The sequence below is a fragment of the Brevibacillus sp. MER 51 genome (assembly GCF_023714195.1).
In the GTDB taxonomy this organism is placed as follows: domain Bacteria; phylum Bacillota; class Bacilli; order Brevibacillales; family Brevibacillaceae; genus Brevibacillus.
Genome location: NZ_JAMAUS010000004.1, coordinates 18,194 through 38,328, shown reverse-complemented (window position 1 = coordinate 38,328; position 20,135 = coordinate 18,194). Strand labels below are relative to the sequence as shown.

The 20,135-nt window shown below is 48.5% G+C and carries 23 protein-coding genes and 1 pseudogene; 2 read left to right on the top strand and 22 right to left on the bottom strand.

What is annotated here, in order from left to right:
• Window positions 1-24: 24 nt before the first annotated feature.
• The 5 genes from M3630_RS09965 to M3630_RS09945 all read right to left on the bottom strand — a co-directional run bounded on the left by M3630_RS09965 (window position 25) and on the right by M3630_RS09945 (window position 4,328).
• Window positions 25-1,074, bottom strand: a complete 1,050-nt coding sequence (locus M3630_RS09965; RefSeq protein WP_251251982.1) for an ornithine cyclodeaminase family protein — start codon at window positions 1,072-1,074, stop codon at window positions 25-27.
• 130 nt (window positions 1,075-1,204) lie between these two features.
• Entirely contained in the window at window positions 1,205-1,936 is a 732-nt protein-coding gene (locus tag M3630_RS09960; protein ID WP_173612027.1) for an IclR family transcriptional regulator, read from the bottom strand.
• A gap of 27 nt (window positions 1,937-1,963) precedes the next feature.
• Entirely contained in the window at window positions 1,964-2,653 is a 690-nt protein-coding gene (locus M3630_RS09955; RefSeq protein ID WP_056491238.1) for an amino acid ABC transporter permease, read from the bottom strand.
• 65 nt (window positions 2,654-2,718) lie between these two features.
• The gene (locus M3630_RS09950) at window positions 2,719-3,531 is read right to left on the bottom strand and encodes an ABC transporter substrate-binding protein (RefSeq protein ID WP_173612028.1); all 813 of its coding nucleotides are present in this window, start codon (window positions 3,529-3,531) and stop codon (window positions 2,719-2,721) included.
• 74 nt (window positions 3,532-3,605) lie between these two features.
• A complete protein-coding gene (locus tag M3630_RS09945) occupies window positions 3,606-4,328 on the bottom strand; it encodes an amino acid ABC transporter ATP-binding protein (RefSeq protein WP_251251981.1) in 723 nt (240 codons plus the stop codon).
• Between the two features lie 213 nt (window positions 4,329-4,541).
• Between M3630_RS09945 and M3630_RS09940 the strand changes: the two genes are divergently transcribed.
• Complete coding sequence (locus M3630_RS09940) at window positions 4,542-4,910, top strand: hypothetical protein (protein ID WP_251251980.1); 369 nt, start codon at window positions 4,542-4,544, stop codon at window positions 4,908-4,910.
• 33 nt (window positions 4,911-4,943) lie between these two features.
• Here M3630_RS09940 and M3630_RS09935 read toward each other — a convergent pair whose 3' ends face one another.
• The 7 genes and pseudogenes from M3630_RS09935 to M3630_RS09905 form a co-directional block, all read right to left on the bottom strand.
• On the bottom strand, window positions 4,944-5,759 hold the full coding sequence (locus M3630_RS09935; RefSeq protein ID WP_251251979.1) for a metallophosphoesterase family protein: 816 nt from the start codon (window positions 5,757-5,759) through the stop codon (window positions 4,944-4,946).
• Window positions 5,756-6,307 carry a riboflavin biosynthesis intermediates N-glycosidase gene (locus tag M3630_RS09930; protein WP_173612032.1) on the bottom strand — a complete coding sequence of 184 codons (552 nt, stop codon included), beginning with the start codon at window positions 6,305-6,307 and terminating at the stop codon, window positions 5,756-5,758. Before M3630_RS09930 ends, M3630_RS09935 begins: the two co-directional genes overlap by 4 nt.
• A 21-nt stretch (window positions 6,308-6,328) precedes the next feature.
• Window positions 6,329-6,429: pseudogene (locus M3630_RS31330) on the bottom strand (DUF1963 domain-containing protein); the annotation flags it as partial.
• Between the two features lie 237 nt (window positions 6,430-6,666).
• Entirely contained in the window at window positions 6,667-7,017 is a 351-nt protein-coding gene (locus M3630_RS09920; RefSeq protein WP_251251977.1) for a DUF6463 family protein, read from the bottom strand.
• A 25-nt stretch (window positions 7,018-7,042) separates the two neighbouring features.
• Window positions 7,043-7,237, bottom strand: a complete 195-nt coding sequence (locus M3630_RS09915; protein WP_251251976.1) for a hypothetical protein — start codon at window positions 7,235-7,237, stop codon at window positions 7,043-7,045.
• Window positions 7,234-8,418, bottom strand: a complete 1,185-nt coding sequence (locus M3630_RS09910; RefSeq protein WP_232774737.1) for an ArsA family ATPase — start codon at window positions 8,416-8,418, stop codon at window positions 7,234-7,236. The genes M3630_RS09915 and M3630_RS09910 overlap by 4 nt, the downstream gene beginning before the upstream one ends.
• Window positions 8,419-8,494: 76 nt before the next feature.
• Window positions 8,495-8,971 (bottom strand): MarR family winged helix-turn-helix transcriptional regulator, encoded by a 477-nt coding sequence (locus M3630_RS09905; RefSeq protein WP_173612037.1) that lies wholly within the window; start codon window positions 8,969-8,971, stop codon window positions 8,495-8,497.
• A 146-nt stretch (window positions 8,972-9,117) separates the two neighbouring features.
• On the opposite strand from M3630_RS09905, the gene M3630_RS09900 reads away from it, so the two are divergent.
• Window positions 9,118-9,306 carry a small acid-soluble spore protein H gene (locus tag M3630_RS09900; protein ID WP_173612038.1) on the top strand — a complete coding sequence of 63 codons (189 nt, stop codon included), beginning with the start codon at window positions 9,118-9,120 and terminating at the stop codon, window positions 9,304-9,306.
• 83 nt (window positions 9,307-9,389) lie between these two features.
• On the opposite strand, the gene M3630_RS09895 is transcribed toward M3630_RS09900, so the two are convergent.
• The 10 genes from M3630_RS09895 to M3630_RS09850 all read right to left on the bottom strand — a co-directional run bounded on the left by M3630_RS09895 (window position 9,390) and on the right by M3630_RS09850 (window position 20,122).
• On the bottom strand, window positions 9,390-11,573 hold the full coding sequence (locus tag M3630_RS09895) for a glycosyltransferase (RefSeq protein ID WP_251251975.1): 2,184 nt from the start codon (window positions 11,571-11,573) through the stop codon (window positions 9,390-9,392).
• A gap of 4 nt (window positions 11,574-11,577) precedes the next feature.
• The gene (locus tag M3630_RS09890; protein ID WP_251251974.1) at window positions 11,578-12,285 is read right to left on the bottom strand and encodes a glycosyltransferase family 2 protein; all 708 of its coding nucleotides are present in this window, start codon (window positions 12,283-12,285) and stop codon (window positions 11,578-11,580) included.
• Between the two features lie 45 nt (window positions 12,286-12,330).
• Complete coding sequence (locus tag M3630_RS09885; protein WP_251251973.1) at window positions 12,331-13,809, bottom strand: glycosyltransferase; 1,479 nt, start codon at window positions 13,807-13,809, stop codon at window positions 12,331-12,333.
• Window positions 13,810-13,838: 29 nt separating this feature from the next.
• Window positions 13,839-14,036 (bottom strand): hypothetical protein, encoded by a 198-nt coding sequence (locus M3630_RS09880; protein WP_251251972.1) that lies wholly within the window; start codon window positions 14,034-14,036, stop codon window positions 13,839-13,841.
• 14 nt (window positions 14,037-14,050) lie between these two features.
• Window positions 14,051-14,428: a DUF2642 domain-containing protein gene (locus M3630_RS09875; protein WP_251251971.1), complete on the bottom strand. Its 378-nt coding sequence runs from the start codon at window positions 14,426-14,428 to the stop codon at window positions 14,051-14,053.
• Window positions 14,429-14,649: 221 nt separating this feature from the next.
• Window positions 14,650-15,618 (bottom strand): aromatic acid exporter family protein, encoded by a 969-nt coding sequence (locus tag M3630_RS09870; protein ID WP_353057226.1) that lies wholly within the window; start codon window positions 15,616-15,618, stop codon window positions 14,650-14,652.
• Window positions 15,619-15,778: 160 nt separating this feature from the next.
• Window positions 15,779-17,377: a YcdB/YcdC domain-containing protein gene (locus tag M3630_RS09865; protein WP_251252226.1), complete on the bottom strand. Its 1,599-nt coding sequence runs from the start codon at window positions 17,375-17,377 to the stop codon at window positions 15,779-15,781.
• A 178-nt stretch (window positions 17,378-17,555) separates the two neighbouring features.
• Window positions 17,556-18,308: a hydrogen peroxide-dependent heme synthase gene (gene hemQ, locus M3630_RS09860; protein WP_017252188.1), complete on the bottom strand. Its 753-nt coding sequence runs from the start codon at window positions 18,306-18,308 to the stop codon at window positions 17,556-17,558.
• 120 nt (window positions 18,309-18,428) lie between these two features.
• Window positions 18,429-19,193 (bottom strand): glucosamine-6-phosphate deaminase, encoded by a 765-nt coding sequence (gene nagB / locus M3630_RS09855; RefSeq protein WP_251251970.1) that lies wholly within the window; start codon window positions 19,191-19,193, stop codon window positions 18,429-18,431.
• 35 nt (window positions 19,194-19,228) lie between these two features.
• The gene (locus M3630_RS09850; protein WP_221866713.1) at window positions 19,229-20,122 is read right to left on the bottom strand and encodes a MurR/RpiR family transcriptional regulator; all 894 of its coding nucleotides are present in this window, start codon (window positions 20,120-20,122) and stop codon (window positions 19,229-19,231) included.
• Window positions 20,123-20,135 lie beyond the last annotated feature (13 nt).

Genomic DNA, 20,135 nt, shown 5'->3' with positions numbered 1-20,135 from the left:
GTTCCTCTCCTTATCCTTTCACTTTTACAGATCCACTATCGTACCTACACCGCGTTTATCCGCCACTTTCAAAATGTGTGCAGCTGTCAGTAAATCTTGGAACGCGATCCCGGTGCTATCAAAAATCGTGATTTCTTCTACATGTTGTCGTCCTTGGGCTTGACCAGAGATGACATTGCCGATCTCTGCTGCGATATCGCCTTCTGTTAACAGACCCTTTTTTACAGCTACCTTCGTCTCTCCCAGGCGTACAGCCTGTCCAACATCATCAACGAAGACGCGCGCTTTTGCAAAAAGCCGTTCATCGATTTCCTGTTTTCCTTCCATGTCTGCCCCTATGCAGGTAATATGCGTCCCCGGCTTCACCCACTCCGCTTGGATCATCGGTTCACGTGAAGAGGTTGCGGTGATGATAATATCTGCTTGTCTAGTCGCTTCTTCGAGGTTGTCCACTGCAATAAACTGCACGTCACAACGGCTGGCAAACCGCTCGTACTCTTCTCCTGCATATTTGGAAACGAATCTGGTCAATAAGCTTTCTTTGATGTTGGCGGCAAAGCTTTGCGCCTTTTCTGGTGATCGCGGATTGCAGATGTACACCCGCTTGATCTCTGTCATCGTCATCAGTGTCGCCATGATTTGAAAAGGAGCCTGATGTCCCGTCCCGACAATCAGCAGGTTCTCTGATTCGGGACGTGCCAAATACTTTGCCCCGATTCCACCGGCAGCTCCTGTACGCATACAAGTGATGTGCTCTCCACTCAAAATCCCCTGCGGTACGCCAGTTTGGCTATCCAATACCATCACCGTACCCACTAATTGTGGCAGGCCTTTCTTGTCATTGTCACCGAACCACGAGACGAGCTTGAGTCCAAATATATCGGCTTGGGGCAAATGACCGGATTTGATATCCATGTCGGCTTTCCCCTCTACGAACTCATGAAAAATGAGCGGAAACAACGTCGCCTGCTGACTCGATTTCATTAGATAGGCTTGCTCGACCACTTCAATCACGCTAGCCATATCCAGCACATCTTCCGTGGTTTCCTGATTGATGACGCGAAATGGAAACATGTCTATCTTCCCTCCCCACTGTTTCTTTCACACTAACACAGTTTTTCAGGGCGAAAAAATTGAAAGATCCAATGGTTCCTATTAAAAAAAGCAAACCCTCCACCAACAGATGCTGGAATGGAGGGTTTGCCTATGCGCCGCCGATTCTTGCCGAAATCGTCGCAGCCTGACGTTTCACTTTTTCGATGAGTTGGGGCAATCGATCTTCTGTCACCCGAAAGCACGGAGCATTGATCGAGAGCGCTCCGACGAGTTGATTTCCGTAGCCGATGATCGGTGCGGCAACTGCCATGGTGCCTTCCGTCTTCTCCTCGTAGCTGATCGCATAGCCACTTTTCTTGGCTTCACTCAGCTGCTCCAAAAATGACGGCTGCTTGTCTCGTGCAAGCTGGGCGGAAACGACTTTCGTGATCGCATCCTGCTTCAAATACGCGAGAATGATTTTACTGGGGGCGCCGATTGTGAGAGGTATCCGCTCCCCCAGGTTCTCGTCGATGCGTATCTTCAGTGGACTTTCTACTTTTTCGATCGGCATCGAATCCGTCCCCGCCAATACGTTGAGGAAGATACTCTCCTCGACTTCATTCGCCAACTCCTCCATGAAAGGTTTCGCCACAGCCCGCAGGTTCAGCTTTTCATGCAGGATAAAACCGATTTCCATCCACGTATATCCCGGTTTGTAATGCTTGGTGACTGGATCCTGCTCAACCAATCCGAACTGGATCATGGATTCGAGAAAACGGTGGAGCGTACTGATTGGAAGACCTGTTGCGCTCGCCAGCTCCGAAATCGGCCAAGCATGTTTTTCGTCTGAAATCAGTACCCGAATAATTTTCATCGCCCGTTCGACTGATTGAACCATCCTTCTTTCGTCCTCCATGACATAAAGTTACGCTGCAACACTCGTGTTATCTTTCGTTTGTTTAGTGGGGGCTTTTCCTTTGGCAAGTCTTGCTTCCAGCTTGTTCACGAAATACGAGAAGATCATGATCAGCACGAGATAGTACAACCCGACGACCATATACGTCTCCAACTGCTTGTAGTTGGAAGCTGCTTCACCGAGGCCCGTTCCCCATAAATCCTGCATCCCTACGTAGGCGACCAACGACGAATCCTTCAACCCGATAATGAACTGGTTGCCAAGCGATGGGATCGCCCGACGGAACGCCTGCGGCAAAATGATTCTGCGCATCGCCAACGGATACGACATTCCGAGTGATCGGGAAGCCTCCATCTGCCCGCGATCGATTGACTGGATGGAGCCTCGGAAGATTTCTGCAATATACGCACCATTATGAACCGCAAGCGCGATGGCCCCTGCCCAAAACTGGGACAATGTCACCATATTCGCCAAGCCGAAGTACAGAATACAGATTTGCACAATCAAAGGCGTTCCACGAATGACGGTAATGTAGGTGTGTGCGATGTAGTTCAACACTTTGGAATCGGATATTCGGAAAAAGGCAATGACAAGACCTACCCCACAACCGAGGATCAGGGCAACTGCCGTCAACTGAACCGTGAGCCATGTCGCTTTTAGAAAAAGGGGATAACTGGACAGAAAAATATCAATAATCACGTTCAATCCTCCTCACATGAAGCGTTAAAAAGGGGGGCGTCCATCACGGACACCCCGTTGCCCACTCACTGTTTTTGCAAGATATTGCGACCAAACCATTTTTGGCTGATCTTTTCATAGGTACCGTCTTTGACGATCTCATCCAATGCCTTGTTGATCCGCTCCACTGCCTCCTGGTCACCCAAGCGCACAGCAATCGCTTGCTCGTCAAAGCTGAGTGGTTCACCTACATCAATCACTTTTCCGCCGCCTTCTTTAATGAAACGCAAGCCTACTACCTGGTCGGTAATCACAGCATCGAGACGTCCTGTCGGCAAGTCCAGCAAAGCGGTGATATCGCTATCATACTGAGTAATTTTGTCTTCATCGGTCAGCTTTTTCGCCCAATCCAAGTAGTTGGATGCTTTCACGACGCCGATCTTTTTGCCTTTCAAATCCTCTTTGCTCTTGATCGCTGTATTGCCTTCTTGCACGAAAATTTGCGAACCGGAACGGTAGTATGGATTCGTGAACAGAACAGCTTTTTGGCGTTCAGGTGTGACGGTCAAGCTCCCGATGACAGCGTCGTATTTTTTCGCGTCCAGACCAGGGATGATCGTTTCGAATGGATTGGTGATCGGCACTGCGTTCATGCCCATTTTTTCTGCCAGCGCTTGTCCGATCTCTACGTCAAAGCCGGTCAATTGCCCGTTTTCCTTGAAACTAAACGGCTTGTATACGCCACTCATGGCGTACGTAAAATCTTTCTTTCCCCCGTCTCCAGAAGCTTGTCCACCTGCTGCTGGCGCACTTTCCTGTGATCCACAAGCCGAGAGCAACAACGAGCCTACCAGAACAGTGGACAACAAAATTCCAGACCATTTTGCACGTTTTTTCATTGGTGATTCCCCCTGTATTCATCTCTATTATTCGTGATCAAAAGACGCCTTTTGAACTAGCTTTTTCGTGGGTTTTAACGGATGCTGCCTAAAAATTGCTTGGTACGATCATGCTGCGGTTTTTCAAAGAATTCACTCGGCGGTCCTTGCTCGAGGATTTGCCCATCGTGCATGAACACCGCCCGATCTGCTACTTCACGAGCGAAGCCCATTTCATGCGTCACGACGATCATCGTCATTCCTTCTTTAGCGAGCTGCTTCATGACCTGTAACACTTCACCGACGAGCTCGGGATCGAGTGCGGAGGTAGGCTCATCAAACAGCATGATCTTCGGCTTCATCGCAAGCGCCCGTGCGATGGCAACCCGCTGCTTTTGTCCACCGGAGAGCATGTCCGGGTAGACATCGGCTTTATCCTGCATATTCACTTTTTTCAGGAGCTCGTACGCCAATTGTTTGGCTTCTGCTGCATTCATCCCTTTGACGTGAACAGGTGCCTCGATCACGTTTTCCAAAACGGTCTTGTGCGGAAACAAATTAAAGTGCTGAAAAACCATGCCAACCTCGGCGCGGAACTGATTCAGATTCGTCTTGTGTGGATCAATCTGCTGACCCCCGATTCGAATCTCTCCGCTGTCATAAAATTCCAGAAAATTCAAACATCGGAGTAAAGTACTTTTGCCTGAACCACTGGCTCCAAGCAAGACGACAACTTCCTTTTCTTCCACCGTGAGCGTAACGCCCTTCAACACGGTTAACGGGCCAAAAGATTTGACAAGCTGCTTAACCTCAATCATCCTGCTATCCCCCATTTATATCCCGGATGAATTGCGTATTAGTTTTTCCGAATACCGGAAATGATTTCTGATTTAAATTATAATTATATATTTTCTGATATTCAAGAAAAATATGTTTTATTGAATAAATATTCATGATAGGGATATGGAATAGTTTTCCTCCATGCGAGGAATGAATAAACGGGAGTGTTTTATACATCAAGGAGGACCGTGATGAAAGCAGCAACGTACTTCTCTGTAGGACTCATCATCATTTTTCTGTTCTCCGCCTGTTCACTGCCAGGTCCACAAGCAGCACCACCGCCACAGCAAACGGCTCCATCTGACCCTGAACGAGAAGTGAAAAGACCTGCAACCGATGAGATCAAAGGTCGAACCATAAACAATCAGTTCACGGTGCCGATCCCGATCATCGAGACATTTACTTTTACCATTCCGCCCTCTTGGACAGGAAATTACATCGTGAAGGAGTTTTCATCAACACCAAAACGTCCGCCTCGCCAACAGCCACTGGAGGGCAAGCTGGATGTGCAAATGGTCATGTCGCTTGATCAGGTAAAAAATGCATTTTCCGTTCAGTAGATAGAAAAAAGTGGTCGACAGCACAACGTCTGCTCAACCACTTTTTTTCGTAAAGACAAATAGCTTCCCATCCGCGTTCAACACTTGTGTCCCTTGGGCAAGCTCGATCCAAGACCGCTCCCAGTGAACATGCCCACAGCAGACGAGTACTGGAGGATGCTGCTGCAAGCACTCACGAATCTCAGGCAAGCCTTGCAGATCGAATGAAGGCTCATCCGGACCTTGATGAAGTAACAAAATGTCAGGCTGCTTCCGAAGCAGTTCCCGCATTCCATTCAGGAACTCCTTCCTTTCCCTCCGATTCGGTCTATCCGCACGACCTACGATTCCACCCAGGCCCGCAATACGGAGCTGGCTGACTTGCACCATTTCAGGATCATTGATTACGGTGATGTCTGCCATGCGTTGAAGCTGTGCGAAGGAACCAGAGTCAAACCAATCGTGATTGCCAACAACCCCGACCACCTCTCCAAACTCGCGTTTAAAGGCCTGCCATACGGAGGAAGGGTCCCCGCTACTTCCCCGTTTCCAAGGATCGGCATACAAGTCTCCGCATAGCAAGACCAGAACGCGTTCCCTTGAAATGGATGACTTTTCGATCTGGAGTAACAGTGATACTATCTCTGGCAACGCTTCGCCAAGCAGTACCTGCTGCTGCCCGTGCCAAGACTCTATCACCCCTTGCAGATCGGAAGTAATGATGATCGCCTCATAAGCTTCAGGAATATTCGCCATTTCCCCAAAAAAGATAGGCAACATGCTCGGAACAACACCTTTGCCATTCGCGCCTGCTGCTAGATAGGGAACCTGCTCGACGGGTTCTTCTCCGATTTTGGTAATCCGAATCACGAACGCAACTGCTCCCTGACTGCCATCAATGCAAAACCGAGCAAATTTTCTCCCCGCCATTTCTCGGGCTGTTCCGCATGCGGATGATCTTGGGCCATCCCGATTCCCCATATCCGATCATAAGGACTCGCTTCGACAATAATGCGGTCACCTGTGTCCAAGAGGTATGCTTTCAAATCGGCATGCTGGCTGAATTTTAACAGGTTTGCCTGACGTACAATCGCCGTCTTGTTCGCATTCCACACAGCCTCGTCAAAGGAATGAACCTTTCGTCCCAAATCCTTCGCTTGTTTTGGATGGCTTTTCTTGAGTATTTCATCACGGATGGCAAGATCGCCGAACAGCTCAGCCTTTTTCGCCATCATGTAATGCTCAGCGGTCAGGTACGTGATACCGTCCTCTACAAATGCGGCCGGATACCATTGGCTGAAACAAGATTTATCGATCGTGCCTGATTCCTTCTGTGTATGTCCCCAAAAGAACAAGTATTTCACTCTGGTCTTTTGCGATTCTTTGATTAAGGTTTGGACGTCATGTATGTGCGCCATCGTTGTATCCCCATCTTTCTTTTATAAACAATCCCATGAATACGAAGCCTTTGAAAAACCAGACGAAGCAGATCCTCCCTGCGAACGAAGAAGTTGCCCACTCCGCTATCTCCCCACGAGACATAGCTGAAAATTCACCGCCTGTGGATCTCGATGAGGGACGTACTGCGACTCTAGTTTTCCTGTCAGCTTGTATGGCCCACCTAGTACCGGACTGTACACGTTCAGGATCCTCTGGTGTAAAGGGGGGTTATTTGCATCTAAGAAGCTCAAGGAAGATCACCTCGGATATTGAACCATATGGAAAATGGTTACATTCATTTTATCTGAACCATCTACCTATCCGCAAATTTCTTACATCACTTGCGCAGCAGGATGCCAGCCTGCGGTATACCAAGCCAGAAGCCAGAGGTAGGCATGGCAATTACCCCGACCACACATATCCCGAGTAACGTCCACCCAAAGGCAGCTGGCGTCTCCATTCCCTTCTTTTTCATCAACCAATCCGCCATATATCCGAGCAACATCAGCAAAAAGCCAAACATCATAAACCAGACAGCAGCAACTTCTTCTTTCCCTACAGCATTCCAAAAACCGTTTGCGACGATCTGCTGAAGCGGCTCCGCGTATAAAAACAGACCGACAACTGTATGCAGCAGTCCTGTAATCATGAGCGTGAAACCCATTTGGCGCTTGATCCCACTTACCATGTCAATTCTCTCCTCTCAAGTTGGCCTATTCCTTAGAAATGTTGATTTTATGAGCTCTCGGACGGTCTTGTTCATCCTGTAACACATCAATCATGCTGTCGATCACTGATCGCGATGCGAGTAGCCATTCTTGGCAGGCATTTTTCACATGGCGCTCGGTTCCGTACTGTTCCATGTTCGTAAGAATCGTCAGCACCCGATTCAATCCAGTACCTCTCAATGCTGAGCAGCCCCTTCCCTTGCGCTAAAACGAATGATCAGCCGATCTTCCGCATATTTCGCTCCTGTAACCCGTCGTCCCATTAATACGCGTGGCAAGATGACTTTTCGTTTGTAGGCACCTGCATTTACGGTCAATTCATCCCCTGTTTGCGTTAAATCCAAGGCTGCTTTATCCACAAAAGGAATCATCAGCTCCAAATGCAGCTCGCCGTCCACTTCTCGAATCAGTTCCGTTCTGCCCTGATAAAGCCTGGCCGATGGGTCTTCTGTTCCAAAAACGATATCTGCCAATTCTTCTAAAACAGGAAGCCCAATCACTTCTTTTGGCATCATCGGTGCTTTCAAAATCGGCAGCGGCTGAAAGTTTTCCACGATTTCGTTCTCATACTTTCGTTGCAGCTCTCGCCAGTGGGCAAAAAAGCCTTCTCCTGCTTCGTCCGGAAGCACCCGATTCACGATGATGGCATCCGTATTGAACCCGAACAGATTCAAGTACGTGAACGATCGCTTTGCTTCCGCAAGCACCATTTTCTCCGGGTTTACTACGATCCTCACTGATGTAATCTCCGGGTCCAAAACAATGCGTTGCATTTCCTCCAGCCCTCGAGCGAGCTGCTCGACACTGTCTAGTACATCATCAGAAGGAAGCTCTACTTTGTTGACGATCTTGGCCACTGGGCGAACCAGTTTAATCAGCTTGCGCTCGGTCGGAAAAATTTTCTCCAGCCACCAATTCAATACATTCGGATAACTAAGCAGACGCAGTGTTTCCCCGGTTGGGGCACAATCCACTACCAGGACGTCGAACTTCCCGCTCATGGCGTGTTCCTTGATCTGTAGCAAACTGAACATTTCCTCCATGCCAGGAAAAACGAGCATCTCTTCCGTTGTAATATCAGTCAGCTGTGCTTTGTCGAGCAGTGTTGTCAGCCATCCCTGAACGGCTCCCCAGTTGCGCTCGGTTTCCCGCAAGCTGTTTACTTCCTGGCCCCATAAATTTTCACTGATTGGTACGGGATCTGGTCCGATCACAGTCCCCAATGAATCTGCCAAACTGTGTGCGGCATCCGTACTGAGTACGAGTGTCCTCTTTCCCTGCTTTGCCAGCTTCACAGCCGTTGCTGCTGCAACACTCGTCTTCCCAACCCCACCTTTGCCGGTGTAAATGACGATTCTCATCTCGACTCTCTCCTTCACGATCCATTTAATACGATTTCGTAGTAATTAGACAAAAAAAGAAGCAGGCTCGATCAGACTATTCCTCAATGTTGATCTTGATGGAACGAACCTTTGTTTCACGAGGCTTGACAGGTCCTCCGTCCTGAAATACCTTGGCGGCTTTGAGTAAAAGGGTAGTGAATTGCTCCATTTCTTCCGGCGTAAATGCCTCTTGAAGCCTTCCCAGCATCGTCAGCATCATTTGCTCCGATTCTTTGGCGAGCTGTTTGCCTGGTTGTGTTAGCGTGACGAGCTTCACCCGTTGATCCTCTACAGAGGTAGCCCTCGCGATGTATCCCTTGCGTTCAAGCCGTTTCGCGATGCTAGTCATCGAACTAAGCGGCGCCCCCATCTCCGCAGCCAGCTCTGACATCGTCAAGTCTCCGCGGAAAAGCAGGATGAGGAGGGTCGACAAATCAGAGCGAGTCAGTTTTTCTTCCAGCTGCATCGTATCGGACATAAAGGCGAACGGACGTAAACCGGTTTTCAGAAAGAGGTCATATAGTTGATGCATACCGGCGACTCCTTTTAGTACGATTTCGTAGTAATTTCTATCTTCAATTTATTACATATTTTAGGGAATGTCAACAGGCGTAAAAAGTATACCATGCTGGGCTGACGTACATATTAAAGCTGTTACAAATGACAGGAGGAATCAAAATGAATATACAGCGCGCGAAAGAAATCGCCGCTTCGCCCGTTATGGCGAATGTTACCTGCGACGGAATACCTGTATACATCCAGCATATCGATGATGACAACGACATGGCGAGGATTTACCCGCTCAACCAGCCGGATCAGGAGATGAGTGTTCCTGTAGCCAGCTTGCGGGAGCATAGTGAGTACTGATTTTTGTCACGACAACGATGGAGGGGACCTGTAGCGAATATGCAGGTCCCCTCGTCTTTTTCTTTTTCATTGTACAAATGGCCTTACAGCAAGCCTTGGATGAACGGCAGCTCCAAATTATCGATCATTTTTTTCTGACTCGCCGCCAATTTTGCTGCGATCTGCTCCTTGCGTGCGATTGCCTCCCAGGTGCAGGAAAGAATTCGTTCACCTAATTGCGGCTCGCCTGTTGACACGATGAGCTCTGGGAGATCCAGTGAATAAGCGAAGTCAATGCCCTTAATGCGGTACGCCAAACAAACGAACGGAACACCCGCAGCGGCACTCAGCACATTCGCATGCAACTTAAAGTTGATCGTCGCCTGAAAGCCTTTCATCAGCTGCAGCATTCGCTTATGATCGTGCAGCTCCAGGTCGAGGATTGTATGAGCTGGATCGTCGATTTTTTTGTACAGTCTTTTAATGGCTTCCCGATCCGGTCCCCACATGGTGAGCAAGTGGATATCGTAGCCTGCCTTGATCAGCTTCTTGGCTGCATGTACAAGCCCATCCTCTACTGCGGTCTCGTTTTTCCCATAAATCCGGTTATAGGACGTACCCCAGTTGATGCCAATCGTGGATCGCTTGCTTTTATCTACCACTGTTGGCAATGATGCGGGGAGAAGCAGCATCCCCGGGTCTCCGCTAATCGCTGCCCTTTCTCCCACTCCCGCTTGCTGGAGGTATTGGAGTGTAAGTGGTCCGCGTACACCAAAAAACGTGGCGTGCTCGGCGATTTTTTGCAGCATGTGGCTCATTTTATCTTGGCCAGTTATCAGCTTGTTCGTCAATCTGCCGGAAGAATCCAGCTCGACTTGATCTTGCGAGTCAAATCCGCTTCCCCAGACCCATAGATTTTTTTTCTGTTCAACAGCACGATAAGCTACATCCACATACCCCGGGATGAGAAGCGATCCTCCCCCCAAAACGACGGTATCATATGGGCTTAAATCCTTCAGATCAACCCCGGGCAGGGAAGGTATTACCTTGTATTGTGTAGGGTCGAGGTATTTGCATGACAGATCGTAAAAGGCATGCCACATCAGCTCATCGCCCAAATTGTTGAAACCTAACCAGCCAACGTACAAAATTTTTTTCATGCTTGCCGCCCCCCCTCCATTCTTTATTTGTGCATAAATGGTAAGCAAGGAGGTACATTTTTGCGTGATATGAAAATGGTTTTGAATCCACGCTCTTCCTTTACCTCCTATTTCCTTCAATTGACTCCGGTCGCTACATGCTTGACGCAAAGCACTATCAATCAACGCAGGAGACGGCTTCTGCACAGAGGAATGGTCACCGAAGTAACAGTCCCATGCCAACTCGTAAGACGAAGGTTCGACCATACCGACGTAGCCATGATTACCGATTGCAAGCACAGGCTTTCCACACGCCATCGCTTCGAGTGCGACCCTCCCTGTTCCAATCACCAAATCGCTGATTTCGTAATACGGCCGGACATCTGTTTGCTCCCCCACAATGTGAATATAGGGCTCCCCTGCGGCTTTATTCAGAGCTTTGGCCAACTCATGAACATGAATGGCCTGGGCACCTGAACCCACCACCACGATATGCAGGTTGGGGATTTCACTCCGCAGTGTTTTGGTTGCCCGCAACACCATGTTGCACACCGTCGCTTTTTGCCAAGCCAACCGGCTCACGTACGTAACCACCATGGCATCAGGCGGCAATGACGGCACATCAGCCTTACTTGCAGAGCCAGACTGAAACTCTTCTACATCAACCCCATTGGAAATGAGTGTGGTTTTTACCCCTCGCCTTTGCCAGAATAGTTGGACAGGTTTACTCACACTGATAACAGCGGAGCAGAGCTGGGCTACTTTTATCGCCTCATCCTTTGGATAGTACGTTCCATGCAGGGTGAACACGACAGGAATGCCAAGCTCATTGGCTGCCGTAGCAGCAAGAAAACCTGATGGCGTCTGGTGCACATGGACGATGGTAATACGATGCTTCTTCATACATGCACGGTAACACTCGATCAGATGCTGTCTGCGTGCCTGGAGCGGCTCACGTGCGGATTCTATTGGTTCTATCAAAAAGCCTGCATCAACAAATTCTTGGTAAAAGGGGCCATTGCCACCTGCATAAAACAGTTGCACGCCTTTTTTCCTCAATGCTTTACCCATGCTAAGAACATGTGTCTCCGTTCCGCCTGTCCTCAAACTGTCCAGCACCATCAATATCCGATCATTACTGCTAGTCAACTTTTTACCCTCCCTTCTTCCGATAATAGTGGGCCGAACGCTGCTCAGCGTGGGTGCGGTAATAATACAATGCTTCTGCTATATTGTTCACGCCTGCTCTCGCATTCAAAGCTTTGGCGATAAATTCGTAGTCTTCTGCACCCTCAATCCGGCGTGTCGGGCCACCAATCTGGTCAAACAATCGCCCTCGAAACATGCAGGTTCCGTGACAGACGCAGTGTCCCCCGTTTCCGTATACTTTGCGAATGTCATCGCCGTACTTGATCCATCCAGCGAGCTGCTTTTTTTCCGGATTATCGGACGAAAACGCATAGTAATTCGTACCGACCAAATCAACCTGGGGATGATTTTTCAAGTATTCAACCTGCCGTGAAAAACGCAGGATATGGGAGAAATCATCCGAGTCCTGAATCGCGATGAACTCGCCTCTGCTCAGGTAATGCCCGACGTTGATGGCACCCGAAAAGCCAATATTGCGAGGGAGCTCATGAATCAGCACCTGATTCTCTCTTGGAAAAAAACTTTTACTCTCTTCCAGCCATTCTCTGACCACTTCTACGGAATGATCTGTCGATGCATCATCGATCAGGACAATCTCCCAATTCTCATAGGTTTGCTGGAGGATGCTGTCCAAGCATTCACGTATATAAGCAGCCCTATTGAAATTGGTAATGACAACACTTACCAGACCTTCTATTCTCTCTCTTGCCAATTTCATATCCTCCTTCCAGTCTTCTTGTTTCCAAATCGCATCACATCACCGCTCTTTTGCCAGAAACTGCAAAGCTTCCACGTGGTCACCCGCAATCTGTTCGACGGCAGGGGGCATTCCAGAGCTGGCGAAGTGTTTTTCTGGCCGGAGTCGGTTGGAGGTGAAGCTGTTCACCTGATGAACCAATTCCATCTTTACACCTGCTTGTGCATATGCTGCTTGGGCTTTTGGCGGGCAGAGCAGTATGGGCCACCCGAGCGGAGCAACCGCTTCCCTTCGTAAGGCAAAGGGGACGGTCGCCATAGACCCGATCCCCAAATCCTTACGATTTAAAGCCAAGTTGAGAGCTTGGCGACAAGCCACAAAGACATTGTCTACGCAAGGTTGATTCAGAAATACAGAAACGTCATTTAGGGCCACATCCACGCCGCACTCGCATGCGAGAACAAATGGATACAGATCATGGGCAGTTATAATCGTATCCGCATCGACAAACAACAGGATGTCGCCTTTCGACAGACTTGCTCCAATTGCCCGTCCTGTATCTACACCCAATGCATAGGGGAACTCTACGGTCGTCGCGCCGCATTCACGGGCAAGCTGTGCCGTTTGATCAACCGAGCCATTGACGACCACGATAATTTCAACAGGCTCCAGCCGAAAAACTTCACGGATCACTTGCTGGATCGTCGCTGCCTCGTTTAGGGCTGGAATGATCACCGATACCGTCTTCCCACCGTAAAGAGTTGTTCGTCGCAAGGGCCATTTGCCTACCTGCATCACAGGCATACCCCAGTTTTTACCGCCCACATTCTCTGCTACATCTCTTCGCCGACCTCCATCGGACAGTCCGCCGCGAAAAGGAAGACGCGAGACAAGATCAAGCTGTTCGGCAATCACCAGCTTTTCATACAAAGAGAGCTCTTTGAGCGACGAACCGTGAAGCTGTGGCAAAAACATCCGTTCTTCCGTCCCTGTTCCCATGGTTTGCGCGGTAATGGACAGCCCACTCATGACCGCCCGCTTGTGCGCTTCGGCAGGCTGTGCCAACTGTTCCACTCCAATTTTGGAAAGTGCCTCTCTGGTCATTGCGTGAGGTGTGTCCAGCAAGGAAGCTTCGCGCAGATCAGCTCGACCGAAGAGGTTATTTACCAGCAGGGAAAAACTGTGGATGGGTCTTGGTTTTGTCATCCTCCTGTGTCGCAGATCATGCTGGGGCAAAACGACCTGTGCATTGCCATATAAAATCGGGAACAAGAAGCGCTGCAATCCAGACAGCGTTTCGATTTGTTCTTCGCCAAGAAAAATCAGGACACTCCCTTTTGCATGCTTGGCAGCCTCTCTCCGCCATGAGAATAGATTCTCGACTGCCTCTGCAAGAACGACGCGCACACCTGCTTCATGTTCCAGTGCCCTTTTCGAAATCACGATGATCTCCAGAGGTTCAAGCTGTTTACATACCGCAATCAGCTTTGGCAAATGAGCTGTCCCATGCACGGCAGGAATTAGAATGGATAGGGGCACTAGGCCCCTTCTCCCTTGCTGCTCTGCCATTAGAGAACGCGCACATACGTGATGCGATCGAGTTGAAATACCACTGTTTGGCCACCGCCATAGCCGGGCTCACTTGCTGCAAGCACGGTTAATGTCGAATTGGTCACGCTGAGCAACTCACCGGTAGTCACGTCCAATCCGGTTATGACTTGTACACTATCGCCTATAAACGTTCTCAATTTTTGAACATAGTTCATTTGTCTTCTCCTCCTTACACCTCATGAACATAATTAATTTGCGTGAAACGAATCAGCACACGTGTACCGCTTGACTCTATGATTTCAGCATAGTCCCGGCCAACCTCGTTCAGGACCCCTGTGACACTTCCTGCATCTGTTCCCAGCTCGACGGTTTCATGCAAATAGCGCAGCAGCACTTTACGAAAAGAATCTTGTCGAAGCAAATCACTGTGGTTTTCTTGCAGAAACGCGGCGAATTCTTCTGCATACAGCTCTTTGCGAAGCGAACAACGAACTGCTTCTTCCTTCTCATTTTCGACTTCTTCGTCTCTTTGGTCTTTTCCCCAAACGAGACGTCGCAGCCCTTGAAAATACTCTTTCAACTCTTTTTCATTCACAATTATTTTCATCTGGTCACTCTCATCTCCTTGATCCTACTCTTTTGATTTTTTTCGCCGCTTGTACACGGTATACAAGTAAGTTCAAAAACGTACTAGGACAACTGTGTAATTTTTTGGTTTTAATGAAAAGTTCACAGGGTTTTTACCGAAAAACAAAAAAAGACTGCGAAAAGTATTCGCAGCCTTCCTTCGGTATTCTACAACTCTTTCATTGTTACGTACTGTTCTGTCTAACTCTTTGCCACCTGTGCCTTTTCGTCCCTGTTCTTGCCTAGCTCATGCTTGATGAACAAATAGCTCTCAATTTCCCGAAGGAGGTAGAACAGCGAGGCACGTGTCTCAAATTCCTCCCGCGTTCGCGGCAAATCTGCTGCCTTGATCTCCTCTTGCATCACGCGCAGTTGGTCGATAAAGCGGTAGGCGGTATTGCCCGGATGTACCGAGTCGCTGATTCGCTCAAGAAAATCTGCGATCCGATGGCTCTCCGCCACCTGATTGTCCAAGGAAGAGACGATTGGCATCATGCGTTCCAGTAGCTCGAACTGCTTTTGCCGCATCACAAAATACTCGTAGTACGAATCGTTACGACGGCCCAATCGATTGCCAACATCTCGTGAAGCCAAACGAATCGCCGTTTCCAATACACCATTTGTTTCGATCAATTCTTTCCCGTCCCACTCACTTTCCCCGTGACGCAAGTAGTAGCAGAACTCCCGCAAGATTTTGCTGAACAGCTTCTCCACCTTTACTTGCATCCCTTTTAGCTCTTTATCCAGGCTCGGCATGTACAGATTGACCAGTAGGGCTACGCCCACACCGATGACGAGCAAAGCGACCTCATTTAGCAATAGCATCCCGTCGATTCTCTTTGAAGAATACAGATGCATGAGCACAACCATGCTGTTGACGAAGCCTTCCTGAATGCCAAAACGTACCGCGAGTGGCAAGAAAAGCAAAATGAAAAGGAGAATGGCAATCGGCGTATAACCCATAAGGGAAAACAGGCAAACACCGATTCCCAGACCCAATAAACTGGCCAGAATCCGATTCCACGCTGTCTGAAACGATTGCTTGACTGTTACCTGGATACACAAGATCGTAATGATCCCCGCTGAAGAAGCAAACATCAAGCCTAGCTGCTGGGCGATCAGAATCGAGATAGCCGTTCCAATGGCTGTTTTTAACGTACGATAACCAATTTTAAACTTGAGAAAGCCCAGTCTTGTTCCCCTCCGCTGTCAAAAATGCTTTCCTGTTTACTTTAACAAAAAGTGTCCGGGAACCAAAGACAAGGTTTCATAAATTTTTGCAGGAATGTCGGCGCGGGTATTTATGCGGTCTGGCTTGTTACCCACTGGGCTACTGCTTCCGTTCCTTGGTAAAACTGTGCCACTTGCCATCTGCTGTGACGAGCCCTTTCTCTCCCACATAACGGTAGACGAGGAGGGGTTGTTCGAGCATTTTCATTCGTCCATTACCCCCTCTTACTTTTGGCTGAAAGTAAGTGAGCATGAGCTTTTTATTCTCTTTCACGACTTTTTTCGCCGTACTCAGATCGTTACCATCTTCATTTTTTTGGGGAAGAGATGAATCCCCCGCATGATTAGACAGGTGGTTATACAGATCCACTACTTCCCCTGTCTCAGCGTCAACATTGACTTCAAAGATCGCACCATCTACCGGTAAGCCGTTTATCAGATAGCCGAATTCGACCTCATACAGTTCATCATTTTCCCAAATTTGTTTGATCTTTTCCTCACTTGGAGCATTGTCGACTGCGTAAATGATCCCTAACTGATCGGAGTAGAAGGTTTGTACGAGTTTTCGTGCACTCTCTTGTGCTTGTTCCCAGGTAATACCCTTTTCTACTTTCTTGCTCTCTTCCCTGAATCTGTTTTTTTGATTCAAGTTGTATTGGACTAAATAGCCACTGGCGTTAATCCCAATTTTCACAGTATCTGACTTTTTGCCATCCCCTGGTTGGGAGGTAAACTCGAAAAACCAAACCTTATCATTCAATCCTGAGCCAGATTCAATAATCCTGTTATTCAAAAGGTATGTACCAGGGAGCTTTTTGAGCTGTTGCTCTGCTATTTTTTGCGCCTCGTCTTTCGTAATGAGCTTTCTTTCTGCGGTGGATGGAGGAACGGTTTTCCCTAACGGCTGTATCTTCCTTTCATGGGCAACCTGTCCGTATGAATCGAGCATCTTTCCTGTGATGGCATCGACATACTGCGGGTCGATTCTCTGGAATTCATACACGAGCTGGTATCGTTCAGTTTCCTTACGAGAGACGGACGCCATATCCTTGTTTAAAAATGTTGGAAATGCCCCTTCATCCCATTTCCTCTCAGCTTCCGCTATCTTTAAGACTTTCGAAGCATCTGGAAGTTTCCCCTCGGACCAGCGCCGCTCAAAATAGGTCACCTCCCCATCATTGCCCACTATCAGTCGAAACCCATTCTCAAGAAAAGGAATCCCGTTTTCGATACGAGTAAAATTTACATCTATTCCCTGTTTATCACTCGTATAGAAAATGTCCGAATCAGGATATTCATTGGGCTTGGATAAACGGCTCCGTTCTTCTTCTGTCGCTACCTGCTTAAGAAATTGAATAGCCACTTGAAACGCTTGATCTTCCGTAAGCTTCTGTTGATTTGCTTCCCAGTCCTGTTCTTCCTCAAGATACTCGTATTTCCATATTTGCCCTGATGTTGCATCCTGTTGCACACCTAAACTTCCACCATTCTCTTTATTCCAGCTGGTATACCATATTGATTTTCCCCATAACATTTCAATGCCGTCTACAAATTCGGCATCTCTCAACTTATACTCACCCAGCATCGCCAACTGCTTCTGGGCAAGCGCGATTGCCTCTTTCTCCGAAAGTGTCTTCTCGGCAGCATATACGACTGGCGTCAGAATTCCTCCCCCTACTGGAGCAAATACAGTTGTCATCAAAAGGGTAGATGACACTCCTAGTGAAAGTCTCCACGATGAAGTACGTTTTAACACAAATCAACCTCTCCTCTCCAATTCAAAACAACCTTATTTTACCATTTTTGAACAATAAAGGCTGAAATAAAAAAATCCGCCAATGCGACGATCTCGCACAGCGGATTTTTGGGCATGTTGTTTATACTTCCAGCTTTTTCGCCAGTGTTTCTACGTTCAATACGTTTCCTACAAGGAAGTTGCCGAATTCACCGAAGCGCGCACTCACTTCGTCAAAGCGCATTTCGTAGACGATATGCTTGAATTCCAGCGGATCGTTGGCAAACAGGGTAACGCCCCACTCCCAATCGTCGAAACCAACGGAGCCACCGATGATTTGCTTCACGCGGCCAGCGTAGGAGCGACCGATCAAGCCGTGGGAGCGCATCATTTCTTGGCGCTCCTGCATGGAGAGCATGTACCAGTTGTCTTGCAGATCACGTTTTTTGTTCATTGGATAGAAGCAAATGTGCTCCCACTTTGGCAGGATCGGATAGAGGCGGTCGCGCACATGCGGGTTCGCTTTTGGATCTTCGCCTGGGTTATGTACATAGTTGCTCAGCTCTACTACGGATACATACGAATAAGGAGCTTCTGTATAAGCAGCAAAGCGGGTCTTATTGAACGCTGTTTTGATCTCATCGAGTTCTTGCATAGTTGGACGCAGGAACATGAACACGAGGTCTGCTTTGTGTCCGAGGATGGAGTACACAGCGGTGCTTCCTTGGTTCTCGCCCTCATTCGCTTCCCATGTGCGGATCAATGTATTCAGCTCGTCCAACGCTTCTTGGCGTTCTGCTGCGGACGCTGCTTTCCACTTTTCCCAATTGATGGTGCGGAAATTATGATACGTATACCAACCTTCTAATGTAAGCAACGCTTCGTTTGCGCTCATTAAAATCAGCTCCTTTGAAAAATCTGGTGACCTTCTTGCAACATTCCCAGTATAGCATAAGGAACAAGTGCGTATTCGGAACAGATTGGTGAACAAGCAAAATGAAAACCAAGCGGTGCATTAGCTGCCGCTTGGTTTGGTTCCTGCCAGTACGGAGGTGGTCAGCTTGCTCGCTGCTTCCTGATCTACAAAAACGGTTACATCTCTATGCAATTGCAATAAGGAGGCTGGGACATCTGCCGTAGGCTCTTCTTCTAGCATCAATCGCACTGCCTCTGCCTTTGCCTCTCCACTTGCAAGAAGTACGACTTTTTTAGCGCCAAGAATCGTCTTGATCCCCATAGAAACGGCCTGAGTCGGCACCTGATCCACACTATCAAAATAGCGGGCATTTGCTTCGATAGTGCTGTCAGTGAGCTGGACGACGCGTGTCAATGAGTCGGCAGGGGAGCCAGGCTCGTTGAAGCCAATATGGCCGTTATTGCCGATCCCCAGCACCTGGATGTCAATCCCACCTGCCAAACGAATCGCTTCCTCATAGCGTGCACACTCTGCCAAATGATCTGGCGTATTCCCAACTGGCACATGTGTATTCTCCGCAGGAATGTTGATGAGATTGAACAAGTTTTCTTGCATATACGAGCGATAGCTTTGCGGATGAGTCGAGGAAAGTCCGACGTATTCATCCAGATTAAAGCTGCTCGCTTGCGAAAAATCGATGCTCTGTGCTTGCGACAGCTTGATAAGCTCACGGTACATCCCTACTGGCGTGCCTCCGGTTGCAAGACCAAAGACGGTTTTCGGATTTGCTTTTACTTCGCTCACGAGCATTTCAGCAGCTTTTCTGCTGAGCTCCGCGTAATCTTTCACGATCACGAGCTTCATTTCCAACCACTCCTATTCCATATAAAATAAACCACTTAATATTTTCTCTCCAGGACAGCCTTCGCTGTTCTTTCTTTATATAAAAGGGCCTTTTCCTTGTTGCGCATCGTGATTGTCGTACTAATGACATCCAGTACATGCAGCTGTGCAATTTTCGCTGCGAGAGAGCCTCCCTGCAATGGACCTTCTTGCGCTGCGGTCAATAGCGTAATGTCCGCTACATTCGTGATCGGCGAGCGTCGATAGTGCGTCAGGCAAATGCAAGTTGCGCCTGCCTGCTTGGCGACTTTCAATGAATCGATCGTGTCTTTCGTACTGCCTGATACAGACAAACCGATCGCAACATCCCCCGGTCCCAGAGTAGCCGCAGCCATCGCTTGCAGATGCGATTCATTAAAAGCGTCCACGCGAAGCCCGATCCGCAAGAATGTGTACTTGGCATCCTGGGCTGTTACCGCTGACGTACCTACCCCGTAAAAATGGATCGTGTTTGCTTTTTGCAAAAGGTCTACACAACGCTCCAGTTGTTCGATCTGAAACAGGGCCGAGGTATCCCCGATCGCCTGTTGATTGGCTGCGGTTACTTTGTGCGTGATGATGTCCAGAGAATCGTCTTCTCCTACTTCGCCATGCAAGTTTTTGACTGGATTGACTAATTCCTGTGCCAATGCCAGCTTGAACTCCTGGTAGCCATGGAAGCCTATTTTCCTGCAAAATCGCAAAACGGTCGTCTCGCCCACTCCTGCCTTTTCGGCAAGGTCAATCACCGATGAATAAATCACGCTGTCTGTCTGCTGTAAGACGATATGGGCAACCTTTTGCTCCGATTTCGTAAAGGAGGGAAGGAGACTCTGAATATGCAAAAGCGTATTTGTCTTCGTGATAGTAGCTGTCAATGGATGGGCCAGCTCCTCCTGCTGTTTCACCATATGGCTCGCTCCC

Excerpts from the sequence above, each read along its gene's own strand:
- M3630_RS09900 (WP_173612038.1), top strand. The coding sequence starts at position 9,118 with ATGAATATACAGCGCGCGAAAGAAATCGCCGCTTCGCCCGTTATGGCG.
- M3630_RS09940 (WP_251251980.1), top strand. The coding sequence starts at position 4,542 with ATGAAAGCAGCAACGTACTTCTCTGTAGGACTCATCATCATTTTTCTG.
- M3630_RS09950 (WP_173612028.1), bottom strand. The coding sequence starts at position 3,531 with ATGAAAAAACGTGCAAAATGGTCTGGAATTTTGTTGTCCACTGTTCTG.
- M3630_RS09930 (WP_173612032.1), bottom strand. The coding sequence starts at position 6,307 with ATGGCGCACATACATGACGTCCAAACCTTAATCAAAGAATCGCAAAAG.
- M3630_RS09965 (WP_251251982.1), bottom strand. The coding sequence starts at position 1,074 with ATGTTTCCATTTCGCGTCATCAATCAGGAAACCACGGAAGATGTGCTG.
- nagB (WP_251251970.1), bottom strand. The coding sequence starts at position 19,193 with ATGAAGCTCGTGATCGTGAAAGATTACGCGGAGCTCAGCAGAAAAGCT.
- M3630_RS09875 (WP_251251971.1), bottom strand. The coding sequence starts at position 14,428 with ATGAAAATAATTGTGAATGAAAAAGAGTTGAAAGAGTATTTTCAAGGG.
- M3630_RS09880 (WP_251251972.1), bottom strand. The coding sequence starts at position 14,036 with ATGAACTATGTTCAAAAATTGAGAACGTTTATAGGCGATAGTGTACAA.
- hemQ (WP_017252188.1), bottom strand. The coding sequence starts at position 18,308 with ATGAGCGCAAACGAAGCGTTGCTTACATTAGAAGGTTGGTATACGTAT.
- M3630_RS09945 (WP_251251981.1), bottom strand. The coding sequence starts at position 4,328 with ATGATTGAGGTTAAGCAGCTTGTCAAATCTTTTGGCCCGTTAACCGTG.
- M3630_RS09850 (WP_221866713.1), bottom strand. The coding sequence starts at position 20,122 with ATGGTGAAACAGCAGGAGGAGCTGGCCCATCCATTGACAGCTACTATC.
- M3630_RS09905 (WP_173612037.1), bottom strand. The coding sequence starts at position 8,971 with ATGCATCAACTATATGACCTCTTTCTGAAAACCGGTTTACGTCCGTTC.
- M3630_RS09910 (WP_232774737.1), bottom strand. The coding sequence starts at position 8,418 with ATGAGAATCGTCATTTACACCGGCAAAGGTGGGGTTGGGAAGACGAGT.
- M3630_RS09865 (WP_251252226.1), bottom strand. The coding sequence starts at position 17,377 with ATGACAACTGTATTTGCTCCAGTAGGGGGAGGAATTCTGACGCCAGTC.
- M3630_RS09920 (WP_251251977.1), bottom strand. The coding sequence starts at position 7,017 with ATGGTAAGTGGGATCAAGCGCCAAATGGGTTTCACGCTCATGATTACA.
- M3630_RS09960 (WP_173612027.1), bottom strand. The coding sequence starts at position 1,936 with ATGGTTCAATCAGTCGAACGGGCGATGAAAATTATTCGGGTACTGATT.